Origin of the sequence: Mycobacterium sp. HUMS_12744610 (assembly GCF_041206865.1) — a bacterium.
GTDB classification, from domain to species: domain Bacteria; phylum Actinomycetota; class Actinomycetes; order Mycobacteriales; family Mycobacteriaceae; genus Mycobacterium; species Mycobacterium servetii.
Window position 1 is genome coordinate 5604101 of sequence record NZ_JBGEDP010000001.1, and the last position, 20519, is coordinate 5624619.

Below are 20519 nucleotides of genomic sequence, written 5' to 3' on the forward strand. Positions count from 1 at the left end.
TGCGAACGCTTGTTTCCTGATATTGTCCGCGGTCGCGCCCGGTGTCAAGATGGTGCCCGTGGCCGGGGAGTCCGAGGCGTCGAGCGTGCGACCCTACGGCGGCGTCGACGCCGCCGCGCGGGTCGCCGCGCGGCGGTCCCGGCTCCTGGCGGCCGGCCTGGACCTGCTGGGGGCCGAGCGGCAGGACATCTCGGCGCTCACCGTGCGCGGCGTCTGCCGGCACGCCGGCCTGGCCGCCCGCTACTTCTACGAGAGCTTCGCCGACAAGGACGCGTTCGTGGGCTGCGTGTTCGACTGGGTGGTCGCCGATCTGGCCGCCACCACCCAGGCCGCGGTGGCCGCGGTACCGGCGCCACAGCAGACCCGCGCGGGGATGGCCAACATCGTGCGCACTGTCGCCGGCGACGCCCGCGTCGGGCGCCTGCTGTTCAGCACCCAGCTAGCCGATCCGGTCGTGGTGCGCAAACGCGCTGAGTCCAACGCCCTGTTCGCCATGCTCTCGGGTCAGCACGTCGGCGATGCACTGCAGGTACCGGCCAACGACCGCATCAAGGCCGCGGCGCACTTCGTGGTCGGCGGCGTCGGGCAGACCCTCAGCGCCTGGCTGGCCGGCGACGTCCGGCTCGAGCCGGACGAGCTCGTCGACCAGCTGGCCTCGCTGCTAGACGAACTCGCCGAACCAAACCTGTACCGGGTCAGGGAAAAAGAGGTCTCAGGGACGAAGGGGTAGGGCGCCACAGGCACATCCCCGGATCCAGCCGCCACAACCTCATCATCGTGAGGCATGACGCGCTGCACGCCGAAGATCGGGAACACCGCCAATGGCACCTCGATCAGCAGCACGGTGACGAGCGACAACCGGAGGTCCCTGGGCCCGGCGGTCACCAGGTCGAACCACGCGTCGCAGATCAGACACACCGGTGGTGAAGGCGGCCAGCACCAGCAGCCGGCGGCGCAGGTAGCCGAGCACCGCGGTGGCCAGCATGAACCCGACCAGCAGGATATCGAATCCGACGTAGTTCGGGGGCAGCGTCACGGACAGGTAGGCCGACCAGGGCACCAACGCGACCGAGCCGCCGATCATCAGACCCACCGGATACGCCGCACGCGGTTGAGGAAGGCGGGATCGATCACGTCGCTCAGGGGCTGCTCCTGGCGGGAGACCAGTTCCCGGCATTGCCCGTGCGTCAGCGCCGCGATCTGGGCGTCGGTCATCTCCGGTCGGCCGCGGTCTTTGGCACGGCCCGCTTGTCACTCGCCCCGAATTCCTTTATTCAGCAAGCGAATTCCAGCGTGATGCCATCGGAATCCTGGAAGTAGAACGATCGACACCTGACGCTCGCTCTTGCTCACCGCGCTGGTGATGTCCCCGATGCCCGGGATGGCCCCCGGCGACGACACCCCCGCGACCCGGTCCGGCGCGTCGGCGAACCAGAAGAACGCGACGCAGTCGCCGTTGCCGGCGTCGAAGAAGAAGTGCTGCCCCTGCCCGTCGGGCAGATCGAGGGACTTGATCAGCGGCATGCCCAGGACGTTGGTGCAGAAGTCCACGGTCGAGCTCGAATTCGCCGTTGGTGTTGTGCGGCTTGATCATCGTGCGGCTCCCCTCGGTCCCGGCGTCGGACTCGGTGGCCAAGATCAAAATCTGAATCTACATCGGATTCAGCCTTGATCCAAGGGGATCCAAGGGGAGGTGCGCCCGATGCCGATTGCGGCCGGAACCGGGCCGGGATATGACCAATCCCAATCGCTTTCTTGCACCGAGGGACGCTGAATTGAGCCGTCACACCGCCGCGGGGGTCATCCGCGAATTCGTCGGACTACCCTCACCCACCGCCCGGCGCGCCAGCGCCGGCGGCCATCCGTGTCAGGGCCCGTACCACCGCGCATCGGACGCAAGCCGAAGGTGGCCATGATCGCCACGCACTACCAGATCGACTTCTCCGAGCATTACCCGGCGGACTACCTGGCCACCCGCGGCATCGGGTTCCTGTTCTGGGACAACAGGTTTCGCGGCTTCGAGTCCAGCTTCCCGCTCGACCACGCGCCGGTCGACATCGGCGTCGGTGTGCGCTGGCTGCGCAAGACGCAAGGGGTGGATACCAGTCGCAGGCGGTCGAGCCCAATGTCACCCCGGCCGGCCGGAGGTGCTCACCGCCTGGATGGACGCCGCGGTGGCCGACGAAACGACCCGGTCGCCACCGATCCCGACCTCGACCTGTTCGACGAGCGTAACGGGCCCCCGTACTCGCCGGAGTTCGTCGCCCGCTACCGCTCGGCACAGGCCGCGCGCAACCACGCCATCACCGACTGGGCCGAGTCGGAACTCAAACGCGTTCGTGCCGCGGGGTTTTCCGACCGACCTTCGCCGTGATGCGGACCTCGGCCGATCCGCGCATGGTCGATCCCGCGATCGAGCCGAGCAAGCGGGCACCGAACTCGTGCTACGCCGGCATCCCGGCCAAGGCCAACCGCTCCGCGCAGGGCATGTGGAGTCTGCGGACCGCCCAGACCCGCGCCGAACCGCACCTGGCCCGCATCACCTGCCCGGCGCTGGTGATCAATGCCGACGCCGACACCCGCGTCTTGCCCTCCGACGCCCGGCGCATCCACGCCGCGTTGGCCGGCACCGACAAAGAGCGGGTCTCGATCGACAGCGACCACTACTTCACCACCCCGGGCGCCCGCAGCGAGCAGGCCGACATCATCGCCAGACGCTGGCGTTGAGACCGCTGACCCCGCCGCGGGACCGTTGGCTAGATTGAAGGATGCTTGGCCGTAACCCGAGAGGGAATACCTCACCACGAGATTTGAGTACAAGCCCAGCAAAGCAATGGAAGGCACGTAATGCCGATCGCGATAACTCCTGAGCACCGAGACCTGGCCGATTCGGTGCGAGCCCTGGTGGCGCGGGTGGCGCCGTCCGAGGTCCTGCACGAGGCCCTGGAGACCACACCGGACTCGCCCCTGCAAAACCCCCCGCCGTACTGGCGGGCGGCGGCCGAACAGGGGCTGCAGGGTGTCCATCTATCCGAGTCGGTCGGCGGACAGGGTTTCGGCATCCTCGAATTGGCCATCGTGCTGGCCGAGTTCGGTTATGGGGCGGTGCCCGGCCCGTTCGTGCCGTCCGCGATCGCCGGCGCACTGATCTCCGCGCACGACGCCGGGGCCAAGGTGCTATCCGAACTGGCCTCCGGCGCGGCCATCGCCGCCTACGCGCTCGATTCCGGACTGACCGCGACCCGGCACGGCCCGAACAACGATACGTTGGTGATCCGCGGCGAGGTGCGCGCCGTCCCGGCGGCTGCGCAGGCCTCCGTGCTGGTCCTGCCGGTGGCGATCGACAGCGGCGACGAGTGGGTGGTGCTGCGCGCCGAGCAGCTCGAGATCGTGCCGGTCAAGAGCATCGACCCGCTGCGCCCCGTCGCCCACGTGCGCGCCAACGCCGTCGAGGTCGGCGACGACGCCCTGTTGAGCAACCTGGGCATGGCCACCGCGCACGCGCTGATGTCGACCCTGCTGTCGGCGGAGGCCGTCGGCGTGGCGCGCTGGGCCACCGACACGGCGTCGGCCTACGCCAAGATCCGTGAGCAGTTCGGCCGGCCGATCGGCCAGTTCCAGGCCATCAAGCACAAGTGCGCGGAGATGACGGCCGACACCGAGCGGGCCACCGCCGCGGTGTGGGATGCCGCCCGCGCCCTCGACGAGGCGCGCGAAGCCGGTGAAGACGGTTGGGACATCGCGGCTTCCCACGTCGAGTTCGCGGCCGCGGTCGCGGCCACTTTGGCGCCCGCGGCCGCGCAGCGCTGCGCCCAGGACTGCATCCAGGTGCACGGCGGCATCGGTTTCACCTGGGAGCACGACACCAACGTCTACTACCGCCGGGCGCTGATGCTGGCCGCCTGCTTCGGCCGCCGGACCGAATACCCGCAGAAGGTCGTGGACACGGCGACCACCACGGGCATGCGCCCGGTGGACATCGACCTGGACCCCGATACCGAGAAGCTGCGGGCCGAGATCCGGTCCGAGGTCGCCGCGCTCAAGGAGATGGACCGCGAGTCGCGCAAGATCGCGATCGCCGAAGCGGGCTGGGTGCTGCCGTATCTGCCCAAGCCGTGGGGCCGGGCGTCGAGCCCGGTCGAGCAGGTCATCATCGCCCAGGAGTTCAGCACCGGGCGGGTCCGCCGGCCGCAGGTCGGCATCGCCGCGTGGATCATCCCCTCCATCGTCGCGTTCGGCACCGAAGAGCAGAAGCAGCGGTTCTTGCCGCCGACCTTCCGGGGCGACATGATCTGGTGTCAGCTGTTCTCCGAGCCGGGCGCCGGGTCGGACCTGGCCGGGCTGTCCACCAAGGCGACGCGCACCGACGGGGGCTGGCGCATCACCGGGCAGAAGATCTGGACCACCGCCGCGCAGCTCTCGCAGTGGGGCGCGCTGCTGGCGCGGACCGACCCGAGCGCCCCGAAACACAACGGCATCACGTACTTCCTGCTGGACATGAAGAGCGAGGGCGTCACGGTCACGCCGCTGCGCGAGCTCACCGGCAACGCGCTGTTCAACACCGTGTACATCGACGATGTGTTCGTGCCGGACGAGTGTGTGCTCGGCGAGGCCAACCGCGGCTGGGAGGTCAGCCGCAATACCTTGACCGCGGAACGGGTTTCGCTGGGCAGCAGCGACGCGAACTTCCTGGCGAGCCTGCCCGAGTTCGTCGACTTCGTCCGCGACGGCCAGTTCGACCAGGTCGGCCAGCACCGCGCCGGCCAGCTGATCGCCGAGGGGCATGCCGCCAAGGTGCTCAACCTGCGCTCCACGCTGCTGACCCTGGCCGGTGGTGACGCGATGCCCTCGGCGGCGATTTCCAAGCTGCTGTCGATGCGCACCGGCCAGGGCTATGCCGAATTCGCGGTGTCGTCCTTCGGCACCGACGCCGCGATCGGTGACACCGCCGAGCTGCCGGGCAAGTGGGGCGAGTACCTGCTGGCCAGCCGCGCCACCACCATCTACGGCGGCACCTCGGAGGTGCAGCTCAACATCATCGCCGAAAGGCTGCTGGGCCTGCCGCGGGATCCCTAGTTCGCGCCCGGAAAGGGCCATGCCGACCCGACGTCGGTCGGATCGGCATGGTTCCCCCCCAACTGGCGCCGGTCAAGCCACTTGCGGCAGGACGTGGTTTGCCGGCACCGCCGGTGGCGGTCTACTGACCACCATCGGTCCCACAGCGCCCGTGGCGCCAGAACCCGCCGCCGTGGCCGCAGCCGCGTCCACTCCGGTGAGACCCCGCCCCCCTGTGGCGGGACCGGCCGGAGGCTCGGCTGGGCCGTGCGACGCGGCGGGGGCGAAGCCCGTGCCGGGCGCCGGTGCGGGAGCGGCTTCGGCCGCGGACATGGCCGGCCGGCGCATCGTCGGTGGGAGGTTGTTCATCGGGCGGGCTCCTCCTAACGCTGTCGGCGCTATGCCGAAAACGTTACTCAAGGCAATGGCGCGCAAGCAATAGAGAAGGCGAAAAACCCGCTGTGAATTAAGTCGCAGACCATACCGAAAAGGGATGGCTTTTTACGCGAAATGGGAAGCACTGATTTCAGTGGATCATGCGACGCCACAATCGCGCCCGCCCAGACGAATAACCCAGTTAGAAGGTGGTCTACTGATCCCCCGGCACAGCCGTACGGAACTCAGTAAACCCGCGTCATCGTATTTCAAGAGACCGGCGGGAATTGGTGCGGCGAGGCAATTATCCGTCGGTCCAATAATGCGCGTTGCTGAGCGGAAGCCTTTTGCCGCGGACTATTTGACATTGCGAATTCGACGGCACCCGGCCGCCGTCTTGTCGCTGTGCGGAGGTTTGCCGGCCGAGGACGCGACTCGCGCGGTGATCGGTGAGAGAATCAGTATCGACTGACCGTAGTGCCGATTGGATTGGCCACTCATGGGAGGACGATCGCCACAGTGAACCTCAACCCAGGCCACGTCGGACCCGGTGGTGGAACCTTCCGCGCCCCGCCACCGGGCGCCGCGTCCCCCTCCGACGCCGCGCCTACCGAGCGCATCACCGGCTTCCGGCCGCAGCGTCCGCAGCGCCCGGCCAGCCCACCGGCGGCCGAGCAGCCGTCACGCGGCCGCCGGATCCGCCGCACCGTCGACCTGCCGGCGGCCACCCACCGGGCCCTCGACATCTGGCAGCGCAACGCGGCCGACCGGCTGGGCGTCGCCCGCGTCACCGGACAGGAGGTCATCTCCGCGCTGATCGACCAGCTGCTGGCCGACCCTAAGCTCACGGCCCAGATCACCCGCGCCATCCAGGAGCGGCGCTGACGCCGCGGCTACGGGAACGCCTCAGTCGACCTGCATCTCGCGCAGTTCGCGCTTGAGGATCTTGCCCGTCGGGTTGCGCGGCAGCTCCTCGAGGAAGATCACTTCGCGCGGCACCTTGTAGCGCGCCAGGTGGTCGCGCACGTATCCCTTGATGGCGTCCTCGTCGACCTGAGCGCCGTCCTTCCTGACCACGAAGGCGCGCAGCCGGTGGCCCCACTCCTTGTCGTCGACGCCGATCGCCGTCGCCTCCACCACGTCGGGGTGCCCGCTGATCAGGTCCTCGACCTCGGCGGGGAAGACGTTCTCGCCGCCGGAAACGATCATCTCGTCGTCGCGCCCGCTGACGTACAGCAGGCCGTACTCGTCGAAGTAGCCGACGTCTCCCGACGACAGCAATCCGTCGATGATCTGCTTGTTCCCGCCGCCGGTGTAGCCCGAGAACGGGAAGGTGTTGCCGACGAAGATCCTGCCGACTTCGCCCCGCGGCAGCTCCCTGCCGTTGTCGTCGAAGATCTTGACCTTCACACCCTTGACGACCGGACCGACCGTCGCCGCGTTGCGTTCCAGGTCGTGCGGGCCGGCGATCGTGGCGAACGCGATCTCGGTGGAGCCGTACATGTTGTAGACGACCGGGCCCAGGTCCTTCAGCGCCCGGGCCGCCAGCTCGGCGCCCAGTTGCGATCCGGAGACGAACACGATCCGCAGGCTGGACAGGTCGGGTTTGGTGTCCATCTTCTCGATGGTGTCCAGGATGCGCGACAGCATTACCGGGACCACCACCATGGCGGTCACCTTGTGATTCTCGATGTCCTCGAGCACCAGCGGCGGCTTGAACTTTCGCCGCAGCACCAGCGTCGACCCCAAAAACATCGCGATGGTGCCGTGCAGAAAGCCGAGCGCGTGGAACATCGGCGCGGGCAGCGATGTCACCTCGCCCGCCTTGAACGGCACGTGCGACAGGATGCCGCCGATCGGCGCCAGCGTCGGTGGAGTGCTGCGGTTGGCGCCCTTCGGCGTGCCGGTCGTCCCGCTGGTCAGGATGATGATCGACGCGTGCCTGCCCGCCTTCGGGGCGGGCGATTTGCTGCTGCGCGCGATCAGATCGGCCAGGGTTTCGTCGGTGCTGCCGGACGGCTCGTCGGCGTCCGGGTTGACGCCCAGCGCCCGTATCTTGCCCAGCGGCGGCTCGGCCTTGCTGACGGCGTTGGTGTACTCGTCGTCGTAGATGATGACCTTGGCGCCCTCGCGCTCGGACACCTCTTTGATCTGCGGCCCGGAGAACTCGCTGTTGAGCAGGATGATGCGGGCGCCCACCCGGGCGCACCCGAAGTAGGCGATCAGGAACCACCGGTGGTTGCGGGCCAGCACGGCCACACCGTCGCCGGCCTTCACGCCCTTGCCGATCAGGCCGTTGGCCACGGCGTGGGCCGCCTCGTCGAGCTCGCGGTAGGTGAACTCGCCGTCTTCGTCGATGCAGGCGGCGCGGTCGGGCGTGCGCCTGGCGTTCAGCGACGGCAGCATGCCGAACTCGCCCCACTTGTAGATGTCGGCGGCCATCGCGGCGTAGTTCTGCGGCGGTTCCAGCCGAAACACCCCCGACTCGATGATGCGGCGCAGGTAGTGCAGTTCGGCTGAGCCGCGCTCGAGGTACTGCTGGACTTTCGCCACGGTTTGCCCGGGCAGGCCGAGGAGATTAGGCATGACTTCACCATATGTGACGCCCGTCGCAATGCGACCGGAAAATCCCGCCGAATTAGCATGGACGCCATGTCCGGTCCGGTTTCGCTGGAGGTGGCCGGACGCGAGGTCGCCGTCAAATCCGGACAGGGTGATCTTTCCCGCCCACGACCGCCGGCCGCCCCACACCAAGCTCGACCTGGTCCGCTACTACCTGTCGGTGTCGGAGGGCGCGCTGCGCGGTGTGGCGGGCCGCCCGATGATCTTGAAACGCTTCGTCAAGGGCATCGCGGAGGAAGCGGTGTTCCAGAAGCGCGCCCCGAAGAACCGCCCGGACTGGGTCGACGTCGCCGAACTGCGCTACGCGCGGGGCACGTCCGCCGCCGAGGCCGTGATCCGCGACGCGGCCGGGCTGGCCTGGGTGGTCAACCTGGGGTGCATCGACCTCAACCCGCATCCGGTGCTCGCCGGCGACCTCGACCATCCCGACGAGCTGCGGGTCGACCTCGATCCGATGCCGGGGGTCGGCTGGGGCCAGATCGTCGACGTCGCCTTCGCGGCCCGCGAGGTCCTCGAGGACCACGGCCTGGTCGCGTGGCCGAAGACGTCGGGGTCGCGGGGCTTTCACATCTACGCCCGCATCGCCCCCCGTTGGGGTTTCCGGCAGGTGCGCCTGGCCGGGCAGGCCGTGGCGCGCGAGGTCGAGCGAAGGGTGCCCGACGCGGCCACCAGCCGCTGGTGGAAAGAGGAACGCCAGGGGGTGTTCGTCGATTTCAACCAGAACGCCAAGGACCGCACGGTCGCGTCGGCGTATTCGGTGCGGGCGACCCCGGACGCCCGGGTGTCGACCCCGCTGCACTGGGACGAAGTCGCCGACTGCGACCCGGGGTCCTTCACCGTCGACACCGTGCCCGGCCGGTTCGCCGGCGCGGGCGATCCCTGGGCCGGCATGGACGACGCGGCCGGCGACTTGGACCTCCTGTTGATGCTGGCCGAGGAACTGGGACCGCCCGAGCGCGCCCCGAAGGGCGCGAAGAAGACAGCCCCGCTCATCGAGATCGCTCGCACCAGAACCCGGGACGAGGCGATGGCCGCGCTGGACACCTGGCGCGAGCGGTATCCGGCCGCGGCCGGGCTGCTGGCACCGGCCGACGTCCTCATCGACGGCATGCGGGGGCCGAGCTCGATCTGGTACCGCATCCGGATCAACCTGCAGCACGTTCCCGTGGACGAGCGGCCACCGCAGGAAGAGCTGATCGCGGACTACTCCCCCTGGGACGCCCGCCGGGACCGCTAGACGCCGTGGCGCGCCATCGCGTTGCCCGTGCGCAGGTAGCGGTAACAGGTGACGGCCAGCAGGACGACGAAGAACGCCAGGTAGAACCCCAGCACGGGCTGGATGTCGCCGAACTGCGCCTTCGGCGAGGCGTAGACCAGCGGCACGACGAACCCACCGAAGGCGCCGACCGCCGAGCGGCGCATCTGCACCATCGTGTCCGGGTCGCCGCCGGCGAGCTCGCCATTGACCTTGAAGATCCGCGAGATCATCCGGTACGTCGACCCGTTGCCGATGCCGGTGGCGACGAACAGGAACATGAAGCTGGCGAAGAACGGCGGCAGATTCCTGGCGTCCACCGACCACAGCGCGGCGACCGCGCCGGCGGCGAGCATGACGAAGCTCGCGGCGGTGATGCGGGCCCCGCCGACCCGGTCGACGAGCTTGCCGCCCAGCGGACGGATGACCGAGCCGATGCCGGCACCCAGAAATGCCCAGGTCAGTGCGATGTCACCGCGGCCGAAGACGGTCTTGAGCAGCGTCGGGAAGGCCGCGGAGTAGCCGATGAAGGAGCCGAACGTGCCGATGTACAGCAGCGACAGGATCCAGGTGTCGGCGTCCCGCAACGACTGCCACACCGGCTTCACGTCGGCTCCCCCCTTTTCGGAGGCCTCGCTGAGGTTGTCCATGAAAAAGAACGCGCACACCGAGGCCGCCACGGCCAGCGGCACGTAGAACAGCCCGGCCCGCGCGAGCGCCACACCGCCGCCGGCGGCATTCAGGCCCAGCGCCCAACCCTTGTCCCGCTCCGGATAGAAGAACGAGATGTTGGCCGCGGCACGTAGCTGGCCCCGAACGGCCAGAACGGCTCGACGCTAAAGACGCGCTGTTACCGGTTTGGGCGTCCACCGTTACGGGGGGATCACATCGAGGCCCAACGGGCGGGCCGCGACGACGCGGCACCCGGGCGGGGACGCGATACTCTCACGCGGTGCGACAGGGATGGAATCGACGGCGATTCTTGCAGCTCGCAGGCGCCACCGGGGCCGCCGCCGTCACCGGCGCGTCGCCCGCGTGCTCGTCACGCAAACCGGCCGCGGGTCCCGCCGGCGGCGGGCCGGTGACGATCAAGCACCTCTTCGGCGAGACGGTCGTCAAGGAGCCGCCCAAGCGCGTGGTCAGTGCCGGCTACACCGAGCAGGACGACCTGCTCGCGGTCGGCGTGGTGCCCGTCGCCGTAACCAACTGGTTCGGCGACGAGCCGTTCGCGGTGTGGCCGTGGGCCCGGCCGAAGCTGGGCCCGGCACAACCGGTGGTGCTCAGCCTCGACAACGGCATCCAGGTCGACCGGATCGCCAAGCTCAAACCCGACCTCATCGTGGCCATCAACGCCGGAGTCGACGCGGACACCTACCAGAAGCTGACGGCGATCGCCCCCACCCTGCCGCAGGCGGGCGGAGACGCGTTCTTCGAGCCGTGGCGGGTCCAGGCCGCGGCGATCGGCCAGGCGGTGTTCCAGGCGGAGCGAATGAAGTCCCTCGTCGACAGCGTCGATGCGAAGTTCGCCGCCGTCGCCCAGCAGAACCCGCACTGGAAGGACAAGAAGGTCCTGCTGATGCACGGCAGGCTGTGGCAGGGCACCGTGGTCGCCACGACGGCGGGCTGGCGGACCGACTTCCTGACCGCCATGGGCCTGGTCGTCGCCGACAGCATCAAACCCTTCGGCAGCGGCTACCGCGCCGTCATCCCGCGCGACCACATCAAAGCGGTGCTCGATTCCGCGGACGTGGTGATCTGGACGACCGAGAACCCGGAGGACCAGCAGGCGCTGCTGGCCGACCCGGAGGTGGCCGCATCTGCGGCGACCGCGCAGCATCGCCACGTCTTCACCTCCAAGGATCAGGCCGGCGCGATCGCCTTCTCGTCGACGCTCAGCTACCCGCTGGTCGCCGAGCAACTACCCCCACAGATCGGCAGGATCCTCGGCTGAACGGCGCCCGGCGGCGCGTCGTTTGAGCGTTCGGTAAGGCACCTCTGGCAGTGTTCGAAAATCGCTCGTCCGCAGGTGGATGCGGGGTTACCGTCGAGTAATGAGCGTGACCGATCTCCCCACGGACCTGCCGACGGACCTGGTCGGCAACACCGTTCTCGACTACGGCGACCACGCGCTGATGGTGCAGTGCGGCAACACCGCCGACGTCCTGGCATGGGTCGCGGCGCTGCGGGCCGCCGCACTGCCGGGCGTGGTCGACATCGTTCCCGCGGCCCGCACGGTGCTGGTGAAACTCGACGGGCCCCGCCGCCAGGGCGTCGTGCGCCGGCGGCTGCGCACCATGCGGGTCGGCGCCGCCCCAGCCGCCCCGGCGGACCGCGGCCCCGACGCGGTGATCGGCGTGGTCTACGACGGCCCGGACCTCGACGAGGTCGCCGGCCTGACCGGACTGAGCCCCGACGCGGTTGTCCAGGCCCACACCTCGACCGTGTGGCAAGTCGGATTCAGTGGCTTCGCACCGGGTTTCGCCTACCTCGTCGGCGGTGACCCGCGGCTGCGGGTGCCCCGGCGCCCGGAGCCGCGCACCTCGGTGCCGGCCGGTGCCGTCGCCCTCGCCGGCGAGTTCAGCGCGATCTATCCCCGGCAGTCGCCGGGCGGATGGCAGATCATCGGCCACACCGACGCCCCCCTGTGGGATCTCGACCGGCCCAGCCCGGCGCTGCTGACGCAGGGCATGTGGGTCCAGTTCCGCGCCGTGCGAGGAGGAACCGAGCCGTGATCACGCTGGAAATCCTGCGCACCGGGCCGTTCGCCGTCATCCAGGACCTCGGCCGGGCCGGGCTCGCGCACCTAGGCGTCAGCGGTTCCGGGGCGGCCGACCGCCGGGCGCACAAGCTGGCCAATCGGCTGGTCGCCAACCCCGACGACCGCGCCACCGTCGAAGTGGCGTTCGGCGGCTTCTCGGCGCGCGTCCACGGCGGCGACGTCGACATCGCGGTGACGGGCGCCGACACCGACCCGACCGTCAACGGAATCAAGTTCGGCACCAACAGCATTCACCGCGTTCGCGACGGCCAGGTGATCTCTTTGGGCGTCCCGCGCGCCGGGCTGCGCAGCTACGTCGCGGTGCGGGGCGGCATCTGTGTGGAGCCGGTGCTGGGCTCCCGCAGTTACGACGTCATGTCGGCGATCGGGCCGTCCCCGCTGCGGCCCGGGGATCACCTGCCGGTCGGCGAGCACACCAACGACTATCCGGAACTCGACCAGGCCCCGGTCGCCGCGCTCACGGGCGGGGTGGTCGAGCTGTCGGTCGTGCCCGGGCCGCGCGACGACTGGTTCGTCGACCCCGACGTCCTGGTACACGGCGACTGGGTGGCCTCCGACCGCAGCGACCGGGTGGGGATGCGGCTGGTCGGGCGGCCCCTGCAACACCACTACCCGGACCGGCAGCTCCCCAGCGAGGGCGCGGGCCGCGGAGCGATTCAGGTGCCGCCCAACGGTTTACCGGTGATCCTGGGTCCCGACCATCCGGTCACCGGAGGCTACCCGGTCGTCGGGGTGGTGACCGCCGAGGACATGGACAAGGTCGCCCAGGTGCGGCCCGGCCAGCGCGTGCGGCTGCACTGGACGCGGCCCCGGGCTCCGCTGGGCGCCGGGCCGCGCGCGGGTGCTGCCCTCTTTTCGTAGACATTTCTTTCCTAGACTGTGCGGCTGTGCGAGCCCGGGTTCACACCGCCCGCCAGGCCCATACCGCCGATCTCGACAACGAGACCCGGCAGCACCTGATCTGGCATCACGGCGCGATCATCGCGCACGCCGCGGTGATCCAGCGCCGCGTGATGTACCGCGACAGCGCACTGCGCTGCGGCTACGTCGAGGGGGTGGCGGTACGGGAGGACTACCGCGGGCAGGGCCTGGTGCCTACCAGATTGCGGCGCTCAGGTCGCCGGCCCGGAGCCGCAGGCTGTTCACCGCTCGGGGCTGGCTGCCCCGGCGGGGGCCGACGTCGGTGCTGGCGCCCCTGGACCGGCGCCCACACCCGGCGCCGACGGCGCCGTCTTCGTGCTGCCGGTCGGGCTGGGGCCGGACACCTCCGAACCTCTGATATGCGATTGGCGCGACGGGGACGTCTGGTAGGTCGGCGCAGGGGATTCCGTTGTTGTGTTGCCCGCCACACGGATTCGCCGCGGGCGGCCGCGCTCCCCACACCGGTGCGCCATCGAAACCGCTTGGCGGAGACGCACATCACAGCCACAACACCCCTCAGCGATCTGCCAGATAACTGGGATACAACTGACAGGCGATATCGACCGGATCAAGTTGACGCGCTTCCGTTCTCAGTGTGAGCATCGAAAGACACGGCAGGGCATGCCTCTTGATCCGTGGCGCCCGCACGGATCCCCACGCGGGTCCACCCGCGCGGCTACGGGCTTCATCGTGCCACGGCTGCCCCAGGGGCCAACCCTGTCTACGAAAGGTACAGAGCGCATGGGCCGCAACCATCGGATCACGGACTGGGATCCGGAGGACGGCGCGGCCTGGGAGGCCGGCAACAACAAAATCGCCCGGCGCAACCTGCTCTGGATGATCGCCTGCGACCACATCGCCTTCGGGGTATGGACGCTGTGGCCGGTGATGGCGCTGTTCCTGCCCGAGGACGTGTACGGCTTCTCCCCGGCCGACAAATTCCTGCTCGGCGCCACCGCCACCCTGGTCGCCGCGTGCCTGCGCATCCCCTACTCGCTGGGCATCGCCACGTTCGGCGGCCGCAACTGGACCGTCTTCTCGATCGTGGCGCTGATCGTTCCCACCGTCGGCACGATCTGGCTGATGGCCAACCCGGGCCTGCCCTTCTGGATGTACCTGGCGTGCGCCGCGCTGACCGGGCTGGGCGGCGCCAACTACGCGGCGTCGATGACCAACACCAACTCGCTGTATCCGCACCGGCGCAAGGGCTTCGCGCTCGGGTTCAACGCCGGTGCCGGCAACCTCGGGGTGCCGATGATCCAGCTGGTGGGGATGCTGGTGCTCGCCGTCGCCGGCCGCGACCAACCGTACTGGGTGTGCGGGCTCTACCTGTTGCTGCTCACGGTCGTCGCCGTGGGTGCGGCCCGCTACATGGACAACCTCGATCACGCGACGTACGACACGAGCCATCTGCGCTCGATCCTGCGCGAGCGAGACACCTGGGTACTCGCGCTGCTCTACCTGAGCACCTTCGGCTCCTGGATCGGGTTCTCGTTCGCGTTCGGCCAGGTCCTGCAGATCAACTTCGTCGGCACCGGGCAGAGCCACGCGCAGGCCGCGCTGCACGCCGCCGAGTTCGCGTTCATCGGCCCGGCGCTGGGGTCGCTGGCCCGCATCTACGGCGGCCGGCTGGCCGATCGCGTCGGCGGCAGCCGCGTCACCCTGGCCGTCCTGGCCACGATGGGCCTCGTCACCGCGTTCCTGGTCGCCGTCAGCACGCACGAGGACCACGCCCACGGCCTGACCAGCGCGGCCACCATGGCCGGCTACGTCTGCGGGTTCATGGCCCTGTTCGTCCTGGCCGGGCTGGGCAACGGATCGGTCTACAAGATGATCCCCTCGGTCTTCGAGTCGCGCAGCCACCGGTTCGGGCTCGCCGAGGAGGACCGGCGCCGCTGGTCGCAGGCCACGTCGGGGGCGGTCATCGGGTTCGTCGCCGCGTTCGGCGCGCTCGGCGGCGTCGCGATCAACCTCGCGCTGCGCCAGTCCTACCTGAGCACCGGCACCGACACGCTGGCGTACTGGGCGTTTCTGGTGTTCTACGTGGCCGCCGCGGCGATGACCTGGACGAGGTACGTCCGCCGCCCGGCCTCGGCGCCCGCGCCCGGGGCTCAGACCCGGCCCCATCCCGAACCGGCCCGGGTGTGACCGTGCGACGGTGCCGGTGAGCGCAGACACTGCGCCACTGACCGGCTACCGGATTGCGGTGACCTCGGCCAACCGCGCCGAGGAGCTGTGCGCATTGCTGCGCCGCAACGGCGCCGAGGTCTGCAGCGCCGCGGCCATCGACATGATCGCCCTGCCCGACGACGACGAGTTGCACCGCAACACCACCGCTCTGATCGACCGTTCGCCCGATATCGTGGTGGCGCACACCGGAATCGGCTTCCGCGGCTGGATGGCCGCGGCCGACGGCTGGGGCGTGGCCAACCAGCTCGTCGCCGCGCTGTCGCAGGCACGCATCGTCGCGCGCGGACCGAAAGCGACCGGGGCGCTGCGCGCGGCCGGCCTGCCCGAGGAGTGGTCACCGAAGTCCGAGTCATCGCGCGAGGTTCTGAAATACCTGCTCGAATCCGGCGTGTCCGGCAAGCGGATCGCCGTCCAGTTGCACGGCGCGGCCCAGGGCTGGGACCCCCATCCCGGGTTCCTCGACGAGCTGCGCTTAGCGGGCGCCGAGGTGGTGCCCATCCACGTGTACCGCTGGAAGCCGACACCGGTAGGCGGCGAATTCGACCAGTTGCTCACCGCCGTCGCCAGACGCCAGTTCGACGCGGTCAGCTTCACCTCCGCACCGGCCGCGGCGGCAATGCTGGAACGCAGCCGCGAGCTCGGAATCGAGGACCGCCTGTTGGCCGCGCTGCGCACCGACGTGCACGCGATGTGCGTGGGTCCGGTGACCGCGCAGCCCCTCACCCGGGCCGGTGTCCCCACCTCCTCACCCGAGCGGATGCGGCTGGGCGCGCTCGCCCGTCACATCGCCCAGGAGCTCCCGTTGCGCCGCTCGTGCAGCATCCGGGCAGCCGGGCACCAGATCGAGATCCGCGGGACCTGCGTGGTGGTGGACGGTTCGGTCAAATCCCTGTCGGGGGCCGGTATGGCGACGCTGCGCGCGCTGGCGCAGCGTCCCGGCGACGTCGTCGCGCGCGCCGACCTGCTGCGCGTGCTGCCCGGCAACAGCAACGACCCGCACGCCGTCGACACGGCCGTGCTGCGACTGCGAACCGCTCTGGGCGACAAGAACATCGTCGCAACGGTCGTCAAGCGCGGCTACCGGCTCGCGATCGACGACCCACCGGGGTCACCGGGCTGAGCCCGGCGGCGCTTGATTCTTGCTGCGGACCGGGCGATCCTGGCAACATGCCCCGCCGCGAAGACCCGTCGCGCGGGATTCTCGATCCGGTCGCCAAGATGCTGCACCTGCCCTTCGCCACACCGGAGTTCATCGACCGCATCGTCACCGGAAGCATCCAGCAGGTGGGCCGCCGGACCCTGCGCATGCTGATCACCACTTGGGACGCCGCCGGTGGCGGCCCCTTCGCGGCCAGCGCGTTCGCGTCCACGGGGATGGCCAAGACCGCCGAGATCGTCGAGGGCATGTTCGTCGGCCCGGTGTTCGGCCCGCTGCTCAGAGCGCTGGGGGCGGACAAGGTGGCACTGCGCGCGTCGCTGTGCGCCTCCCAGCTCGTGGGCCTGGGCATCATGCGTTACGGCCTACGTTCCGAACCGCTGCATTCGATGTCGGTGGACGCCCTCGTGGACGCCATCGGCCCGACGTTGCAGCGCTACCTGGTCGGTGACATCACCCGGTGAGGCTCCGCGGTGGCGGGCCGGCCGATCTGGACGGAACCAGTGGAGGTGACACGCACCGGATAGACCGGTACCGAAACCTCCGGTTGGTCAAGGCAAGTCCCGTCGTCGAGCGCGAAAGCCTGCTTAAGCATAGGCGATTGAACAAGCGCACGGCCGTCGCGGTCGCCGACGAGCCCGCGGGAGAGCACCGCCGCACCGGAGAACGGGTCGACGTTGCCGACCGCGCGCACCGACCCATCGTCCAGCCGGAACAGCGCCGCCTGTGTGCCGTCGTCGAGCAGTACGCCGACGCCGCGGCCGGGAATGAGATGGTCGTAGGCACAGGCGGTCGTCCACACCTGAATGTCCTGAATATCGTTGACTAACGTCACGATTCCTCCTGAATCGAGTCGCGGACCCGGGGCATTCCGATGGACACGGGGATCTTGCGTCCGGAGTGCTCGGTGAACGTCACAGTCGGGTCGACGACGTCCGGGGCGTTGACGAAGGACACGAACCGCGACAGCTTGTCCGGATCCTCCAGCACGCCCTTCCATTCGCACTGGTAGTTCTGCACGTGGCGCCGCATCGCGGCCTCGAATTCCTCGGCCAGACCCAGCGAGTCCTCGCAGACGACCTCGCGCACGTGGTCCAGGCCGCCCTCGATCGAATCGACCCACGGCGCGGTGCGCTGCAGCCGGTCGGCGGTGCGGATGTAGTACATGAGGAACCGGTCGATGTAGCGGACGAGCGTCTCGGTATCGAGGTCGGCGGCCAGCAGCTGCGCGTGCTTGGGGGTCATGCCGCCGTTGCCGCCGACGTAGAGGTTCCAGCCCTTCTCGGTGGCGATGACGCCCACGTCCTTGCCGCGGGCCTCGGCGCACTCCCGCGCGCAGCCCGAGACGCCCATCTTGATCTTGTGTGGCGCCCGCAGGCCGCGGTAGCGCAGTTCCAGGTCGATGGCCAGCTGCACCGAATCCTGCTGCCCGTAGCGGCACCAGTCGGTGCCCACGCAGCTCTTGACGGTGCGCAGCGCCTTGCCGTAGGCGTGGCCGGACTCCATGCCGCCCTCGACGAGGCGGCGCCAGATCTCGGGCAGCTGTTCCACCCGTGCCCCGAACATGTCGATGCGCTGGCCGCCGGTGATCTTGGTGTAGAGGCCGAAATCCTGTGCTATCTGGCCGATCAGGATCAGGTGCTCGGGTTTGATGTCCCCGCCGGGCACCCGCGGCACCACCGAGTAGCTGCCGTTCTTCTGGATGTTGGCCAGGAAGTGGTCGTTGGAGTCCTGCAGCGCGGCCTGCTCGCCGGAGAGAATGTGCTCCGAGCCGGTGGAGGCGAGGATGGAGGCGACCACGGGTTTGCAGATGTCGCAACCCTTTCCGCGGCCGTAGCGCTCCAGCAGACCGGAGAACGTGCGAAGCTCGGTGGCCGAGATGATCTCGAAGAGCTCCGCCCGCGACTGGTCGAAGTGCTCGCACAGCGCCTTGGACTGCTCGACACCCTCGGCCTCCAGCAGCTGCTTGAGCAACGGCACGCACGAGCCGCACGAGGTGCCGGCCGCCGTGCACGACTTGAGCGCCGCGACGTCGGCGCAGCCGTCGGAAATCGCACACTTCAGGTCGCCCTTGGTGACGTTGTTGCAGGAGCAGATCTGCGCCGAGTCCGGCAGCGCCCCGACGCCCAGAGCCGAAGCGCCACCGCCGGATTGGGCGGGCGCGATCAGCGCCAGCGGGTCGCCGGGCAGCTCGCTGCCCACCATCGGACGTAGCACCCCGTAGGACGAGGCGTCGCCCACCAGCACCCCGCCGAGCAGTGTCTTGGCGTCATCGGAGAGCACCAGCTTGGCGTAGGTCCGCTTGACGGCGTCGTTGACGGCGACCTCGAGGCAGTTCTCCGCGGCGCCCATCGCGTCGCCGAAGCTGGCGACGTCGACGCCCAGCAGCTTGAGTTTGGTGGACATGTCCGCCTCGCCGAATTCCGCGGATCCGCCCAGCAGCCGGTCCGCCACCACCTCGGCGGAGGTGTAGCCGGGGCCCACCAGCCCGTAGCACCGGCCCCCGATCGCGGCGACCTCGCCCACCGCATAGATGTCGGGATCGCTTGTCTGGCAAGACAAATCGGTGAGGACGCCGCCCCGCTCGGCGAGCGTCAGACCCGCGGCCGCCGCCAGCTCGTCCCGGGGCCGGATGCCGGCCGCGAAGATCACCAGGCCCGCGTCGATGATGTCGCCGTCCGTCAGGCGCACCCGCACCGAGTTCCCCGCGGATTCGATCGACTCGGTGCCGGTGCCGACGTGCACCGAGATCCCCAGTTCGCCGACCATCCTGGCGAGCAGCGCACCCCCGGCCTCGTCGATCTGCTGGGCCATCAGACGCGGCATCATCTCGACGACGTGGGTCTCTAACCCGAACTGGCGCAGCGCATTAGCGGCCTCGAGCCCCAGCAGGCCGCCGCCTACGACCACCCCCGCGCGGGCGTGGCCCGCCTCGATCGTGCGCTGTGCGCCGGCGCGGATGGCGTCGAGGTCGTCGAGGGTGCGGTAGACGTGGCACGCGGGCAGGTCGTGGCCGGGCACGGGCGGAACGAACGCGTACGACCCGGTGGCCAGCACCAGCTTGTCGTAGGCGTGCCGTTGCCCGTCGGCGGTCACCACCGATTTGCCCGCCGGGTCGATGTCGACGACGCGGGCGTTCAGCAGCAGCCGAACCCACTGATCGCCGGCGTAGTCGTTACCTGGCAGCGCCAGCAGGTTGCGGTCCCAGCTCTCGGTGTAGGAGGTCAGCCCCACGCGGTCATAGGCCGCGTCGGACTCCTCGGCGAGCACGGTGACGCGCCACGCGCCTTCGCTGTCGCGGGCGCGGAGCGCCTCGACGAACCGATGGCCAACCATGCCATGCCCCACCACGACAATGTGACGCACCGCACAGTTCGCGCGCGAAATCCTTTCAGCGGACACGGATTTGAGCCTACCGGCGGCCGATTAAGGGCCCATCGCCCCGCATTACGCATAGATCACGGATCGCTCACACGGATACACACAGCCAGTGAGGCAGTTCGCTCACGGCGAAACCGCAGGTGGAACTTTAGCGTGGTCGACTCATGTTCATAGTGGTAGCCGGCAGCCACCGCGCCGGTCACAGCCAACTCACAAGGAAGCGTAAGGAGATGCCAATGAGCAACCTCGCATTGTGGTCGCGACCGGCGTGGGACACCGATCGGTGGTTCCGCGACTTCTTCGGGCCCGCCGCGGCAACGGACTGGTACAAGCCCGCGAAGGAGCCGACGGACGGCGGTTTCCGGCCGGCGGCCGAGATCGTCAAGGACGGCGACGACGCGGTGGTCCGCGTCGAACTGCCCGGTGTCGACGTCGAGAAGGACGTCAACGTCGAGGTCGAGCGCGGCCGCCTGGTGATCCACGGAGAACACCGCGACGAGCGCGCGGACGAGCAGGAGGGCCGCACCTTGCGTGAGATTCGTTACGGTGCGTTCCGCCGCACGTTCCAGCTGCCCGCCCACGTCACCAGCGAGGCCGTCTCGGCTTCGTACGACGCCGGCGTGCTGACGGTGCGAGTCGCCGGCGCCTACACCGGAACCCAACCGCAGCGCATCGCGATCGCCAAGTAACACCCGGACGAATCCGGCGGGGCAGGGTCGGCTCCGCCGGGTTCACCGGGCTATGGCCTCCTGGCACCCGGGGCGTAGTGTGATCCACAACACCGC

The 20519-nt window shown here is 69.4% G+C and carries 13 protein-coding genes and 6 pseudogenes; 13 read left to right on the forward strand and 6 right to left on the reverse strand.

The genetic code is table 11. The features are described 5' to 3' along the window. Window positions 1-58 precede the first annotated feature (58 nt). A complete protein-coding gene (locus AB8998_RS27275; RefSeq protein ID WP_369741033.1) occupies window positions 59-730 on the forward strand; it encodes a TetR/AcrR family transcriptional regulator in 672 nt (223 codons plus the stop codon). Here the strand turns inward: AB8998_RS27275 and AB8998_RS27280 are convergent. Together AB8998_RS27280 and AB8998_RS27285 are read right to left on the reverse strand one after the other, a co-directional pair. After that, window positions 696-1215 (reverse strand): annotated as a pseudogene (locus tag AB8998_RS27280) (hypothetical protein). The gene AB8998_RS27275 and the pseudogene AB8998_RS27280 sit on opposite strands and share 35 nt — an antisense overlap. Beyond that, window positions 1212-1594 (reverse strand): annotated as a pseudogene (locus AB8998_RS27285) (VOC family protein). The pseudogenes AB8998_RS27280 and AB8998_RS27285 overlap by 4 nt, the downstream one beginning before the upstream one ends. Before the next feature lie 139 nt (window positions 1595-1733). On the opposite strand from AB8998_RS27285, the pseudogene AB8998_RS27290 reads away from it, so the two are divergent. From AB8998_RS27290 to AB8998_RS27300, 3 genes and pseudogenes are all read left to right on the forward strand, one after another. After that, window positions 1734-2727 (forward strand): annotated as a pseudogene (locus AB8998_RS27290) (alpha/beta hydrolase). A 120-nt stretch (window positions 2728-2847) separates the two neighbouring features. Further along, the gene (locus AB8998_RS27295) at window positions 2848-5076 is read left to right on the forward strand and encodes an acyl-CoA dehydrogenase family protein (RefSeq protein WP_369741034.1); all 2229 of its coding nucleotides are present in this window, start codon (window positions 2848-2850) and stop codon (window positions 5074-5076) included. A gap of 873 nt (window positions 5077-5949) precedes the next feature. Beyond that, window positions 5950-6315, forward strand: coding sequence for an ATPase (locus AB8998_RS27300; RefSeq protein WP_369741035.1), 366 nt, complete (start codon window positions 5950-5952; stop codon window positions 6313-6315). A gap of 21 nt (window positions 6316-6336) precedes the next feature. Here AB8998_RS27300 and fadD2 read toward each other — a convergent pair whose 3' ends face one another. Then, window positions 6337-8016, reverse strand: coding sequence for a long-chain-fatty-acid--CoA ligase FadD2 (gene fadD2, locus AB8998_RS27305; RefSeq protein ID WP_369741036.1), 1680 nt, complete (start codon window positions 8014-8016; stop codon window positions 6337-6339). 57 nt (window positions 8017-8073) lie between these two features. Between fadD2 and AB8998_RS27310 the strand changes: the two are divergent. Next, window positions 8074-9289: pseudogene (locus tag AB8998_RS27310) on the forward strand (DNA polymerase domain-containing protein). On the opposite strand, the pseudogene AB8998_RS27315 reads toward AB8998_RS27310, so the two are convergent. Next, window positions 9286-10101, reverse strand: a pseudogene (locus AB8998_RS27315) (MFS transporter); the annotation flags it as partial. The pseudogenes AB8998_RS27310 and AB8998_RS27315 sit on opposite strands and share 4 nt — an antisense overlap. Before the next feature lie 158 nt (window positions 10102-10259). Here AB8998_RS27315 and AB8998_RS27320 point away from each other — a divergent pair. The 7 genes and pseudogenes from AB8998_RS27320 (at window position 10260) to AB8998_RS27350 (ending at window position 16817) form a co-directional block, all read left to right on the forward strand. Continuing rightward, a complete protein-coding gene (locus tag AB8998_RS27320) occupies window positions 10260-11258 on the forward strand; it encodes an ABC transporter substrate-binding protein (RefSeq protein WP_369741037.1) in 999 nt (332 codons plus the stop codon). A gap of 100 nt (window positions 11259-11358) precedes the next feature. After that, complete coding sequence (locus tag AB8998_RS27325) at window positions 11359-12039, forward strand: 5-oxoprolinase subunit B family protein (RefSeq protein WP_369741038.1); 681 nt, start codon at window positions 11359-11361, stop codon at window positions 12037-12039. Next, window positions 12036-12947 (forward strand): 5-oxoprolinase/urea amidolyase family protein, encoded by a 912-nt coding sequence (locus AB8998_RS27330; RefSeq protein ID WP_369741039.1) that lies wholly within the window; start codon window positions 12036-12038, stop codon window positions 12945-12947. The genes AB8998_RS27325 and AB8998_RS27330 overlap by 4 nt, the downstream gene beginning before the upstream one ends. A gap of 26 nt (window positions 12948-12973) precedes the next feature. After that, window positions 12974-13397: pseudogene (locus AB8998_RS27335) on the forward strand (GNAT family protein). A 351-nt stretch (window positions 13398-13748) separates the two neighbouring features. Next, window positions 13749-15155 (forward strand): nitrate/nitrite transporter, encoded by a 1407-nt coding sequence (locus tag AB8998_RS27340; protein WP_369741040.1) that lies wholly within the window; start codon window positions 13749-13751, stop codon window positions 15153-15155. A gap of 16 nt (window positions 15156-15171) precedes the next feature. Further along, window positions 15172-16317, forward strand: coding sequence for a uroporphyrinogen-III synthase (locus tag AB8998_RS27345; RefSeq protein ID WP_369741041.1), 1146 nt, complete (start codon window positions 15172-15174; stop codon window positions 16315-16317). Between the two features lie 47 nt (window positions 16318-16364). Then, window positions 16365-16817, forward strand: coding sequence for a TetR/AcrR family transcriptional regulator (locus AB8998_RS27350; protein ID WP_369741042.1), 453 nt, complete (start codon window positions 16365-16367; stop codon window positions 16815-16817). Here the strand turns inward: AB8998_RS27350 and nirD are convergent. Continuing rightward, window positions 16790-17188, reverse strand: a complete 399-nt coding sequence (gene nirD, locus AB8998_RS27355; protein WP_369741043.1) for a nitrite reductase small subunit NirD — start codon at window positions 17186-17188, stop codon at window positions 16790-16792. The two genes, AB8998_RS27350 and nirD, sit on opposite strands and share 28 nt — an antisense overlap. Further along, complete coding sequence (gene nirB / locus AB8998_RS27360; protein WP_369741044.1) at window positions 17185-19689, reverse strand: nitrite reductase large subunit NirB; 2505 nt, start codon at window positions 19687-19689, stop codon at window positions 17185-17187. The genes nirD and nirB overlap by 4 nt, the downstream gene beginning before the upstream one ends. A 281-nt stretch (window positions 19690-19970) precedes the next feature. On the opposite strand from nirB, the gene AB8998_RS27365 reads away from it, so the two are divergent. Then, window positions 19971-20423 carry an Hsp20/alpha crystallin family protein gene (locus tag AB8998_RS27365; RefSeq protein ID WP_369741045.1) on the forward strand — a complete coding sequence of 151 codons (453 nt, stop codon included), beginning with the start codon at window positions 19971-19973 and terminating at the stop codon, window positions 20421-20423. Window positions 20424-20519: the final 96 nt, after the last annotated feature.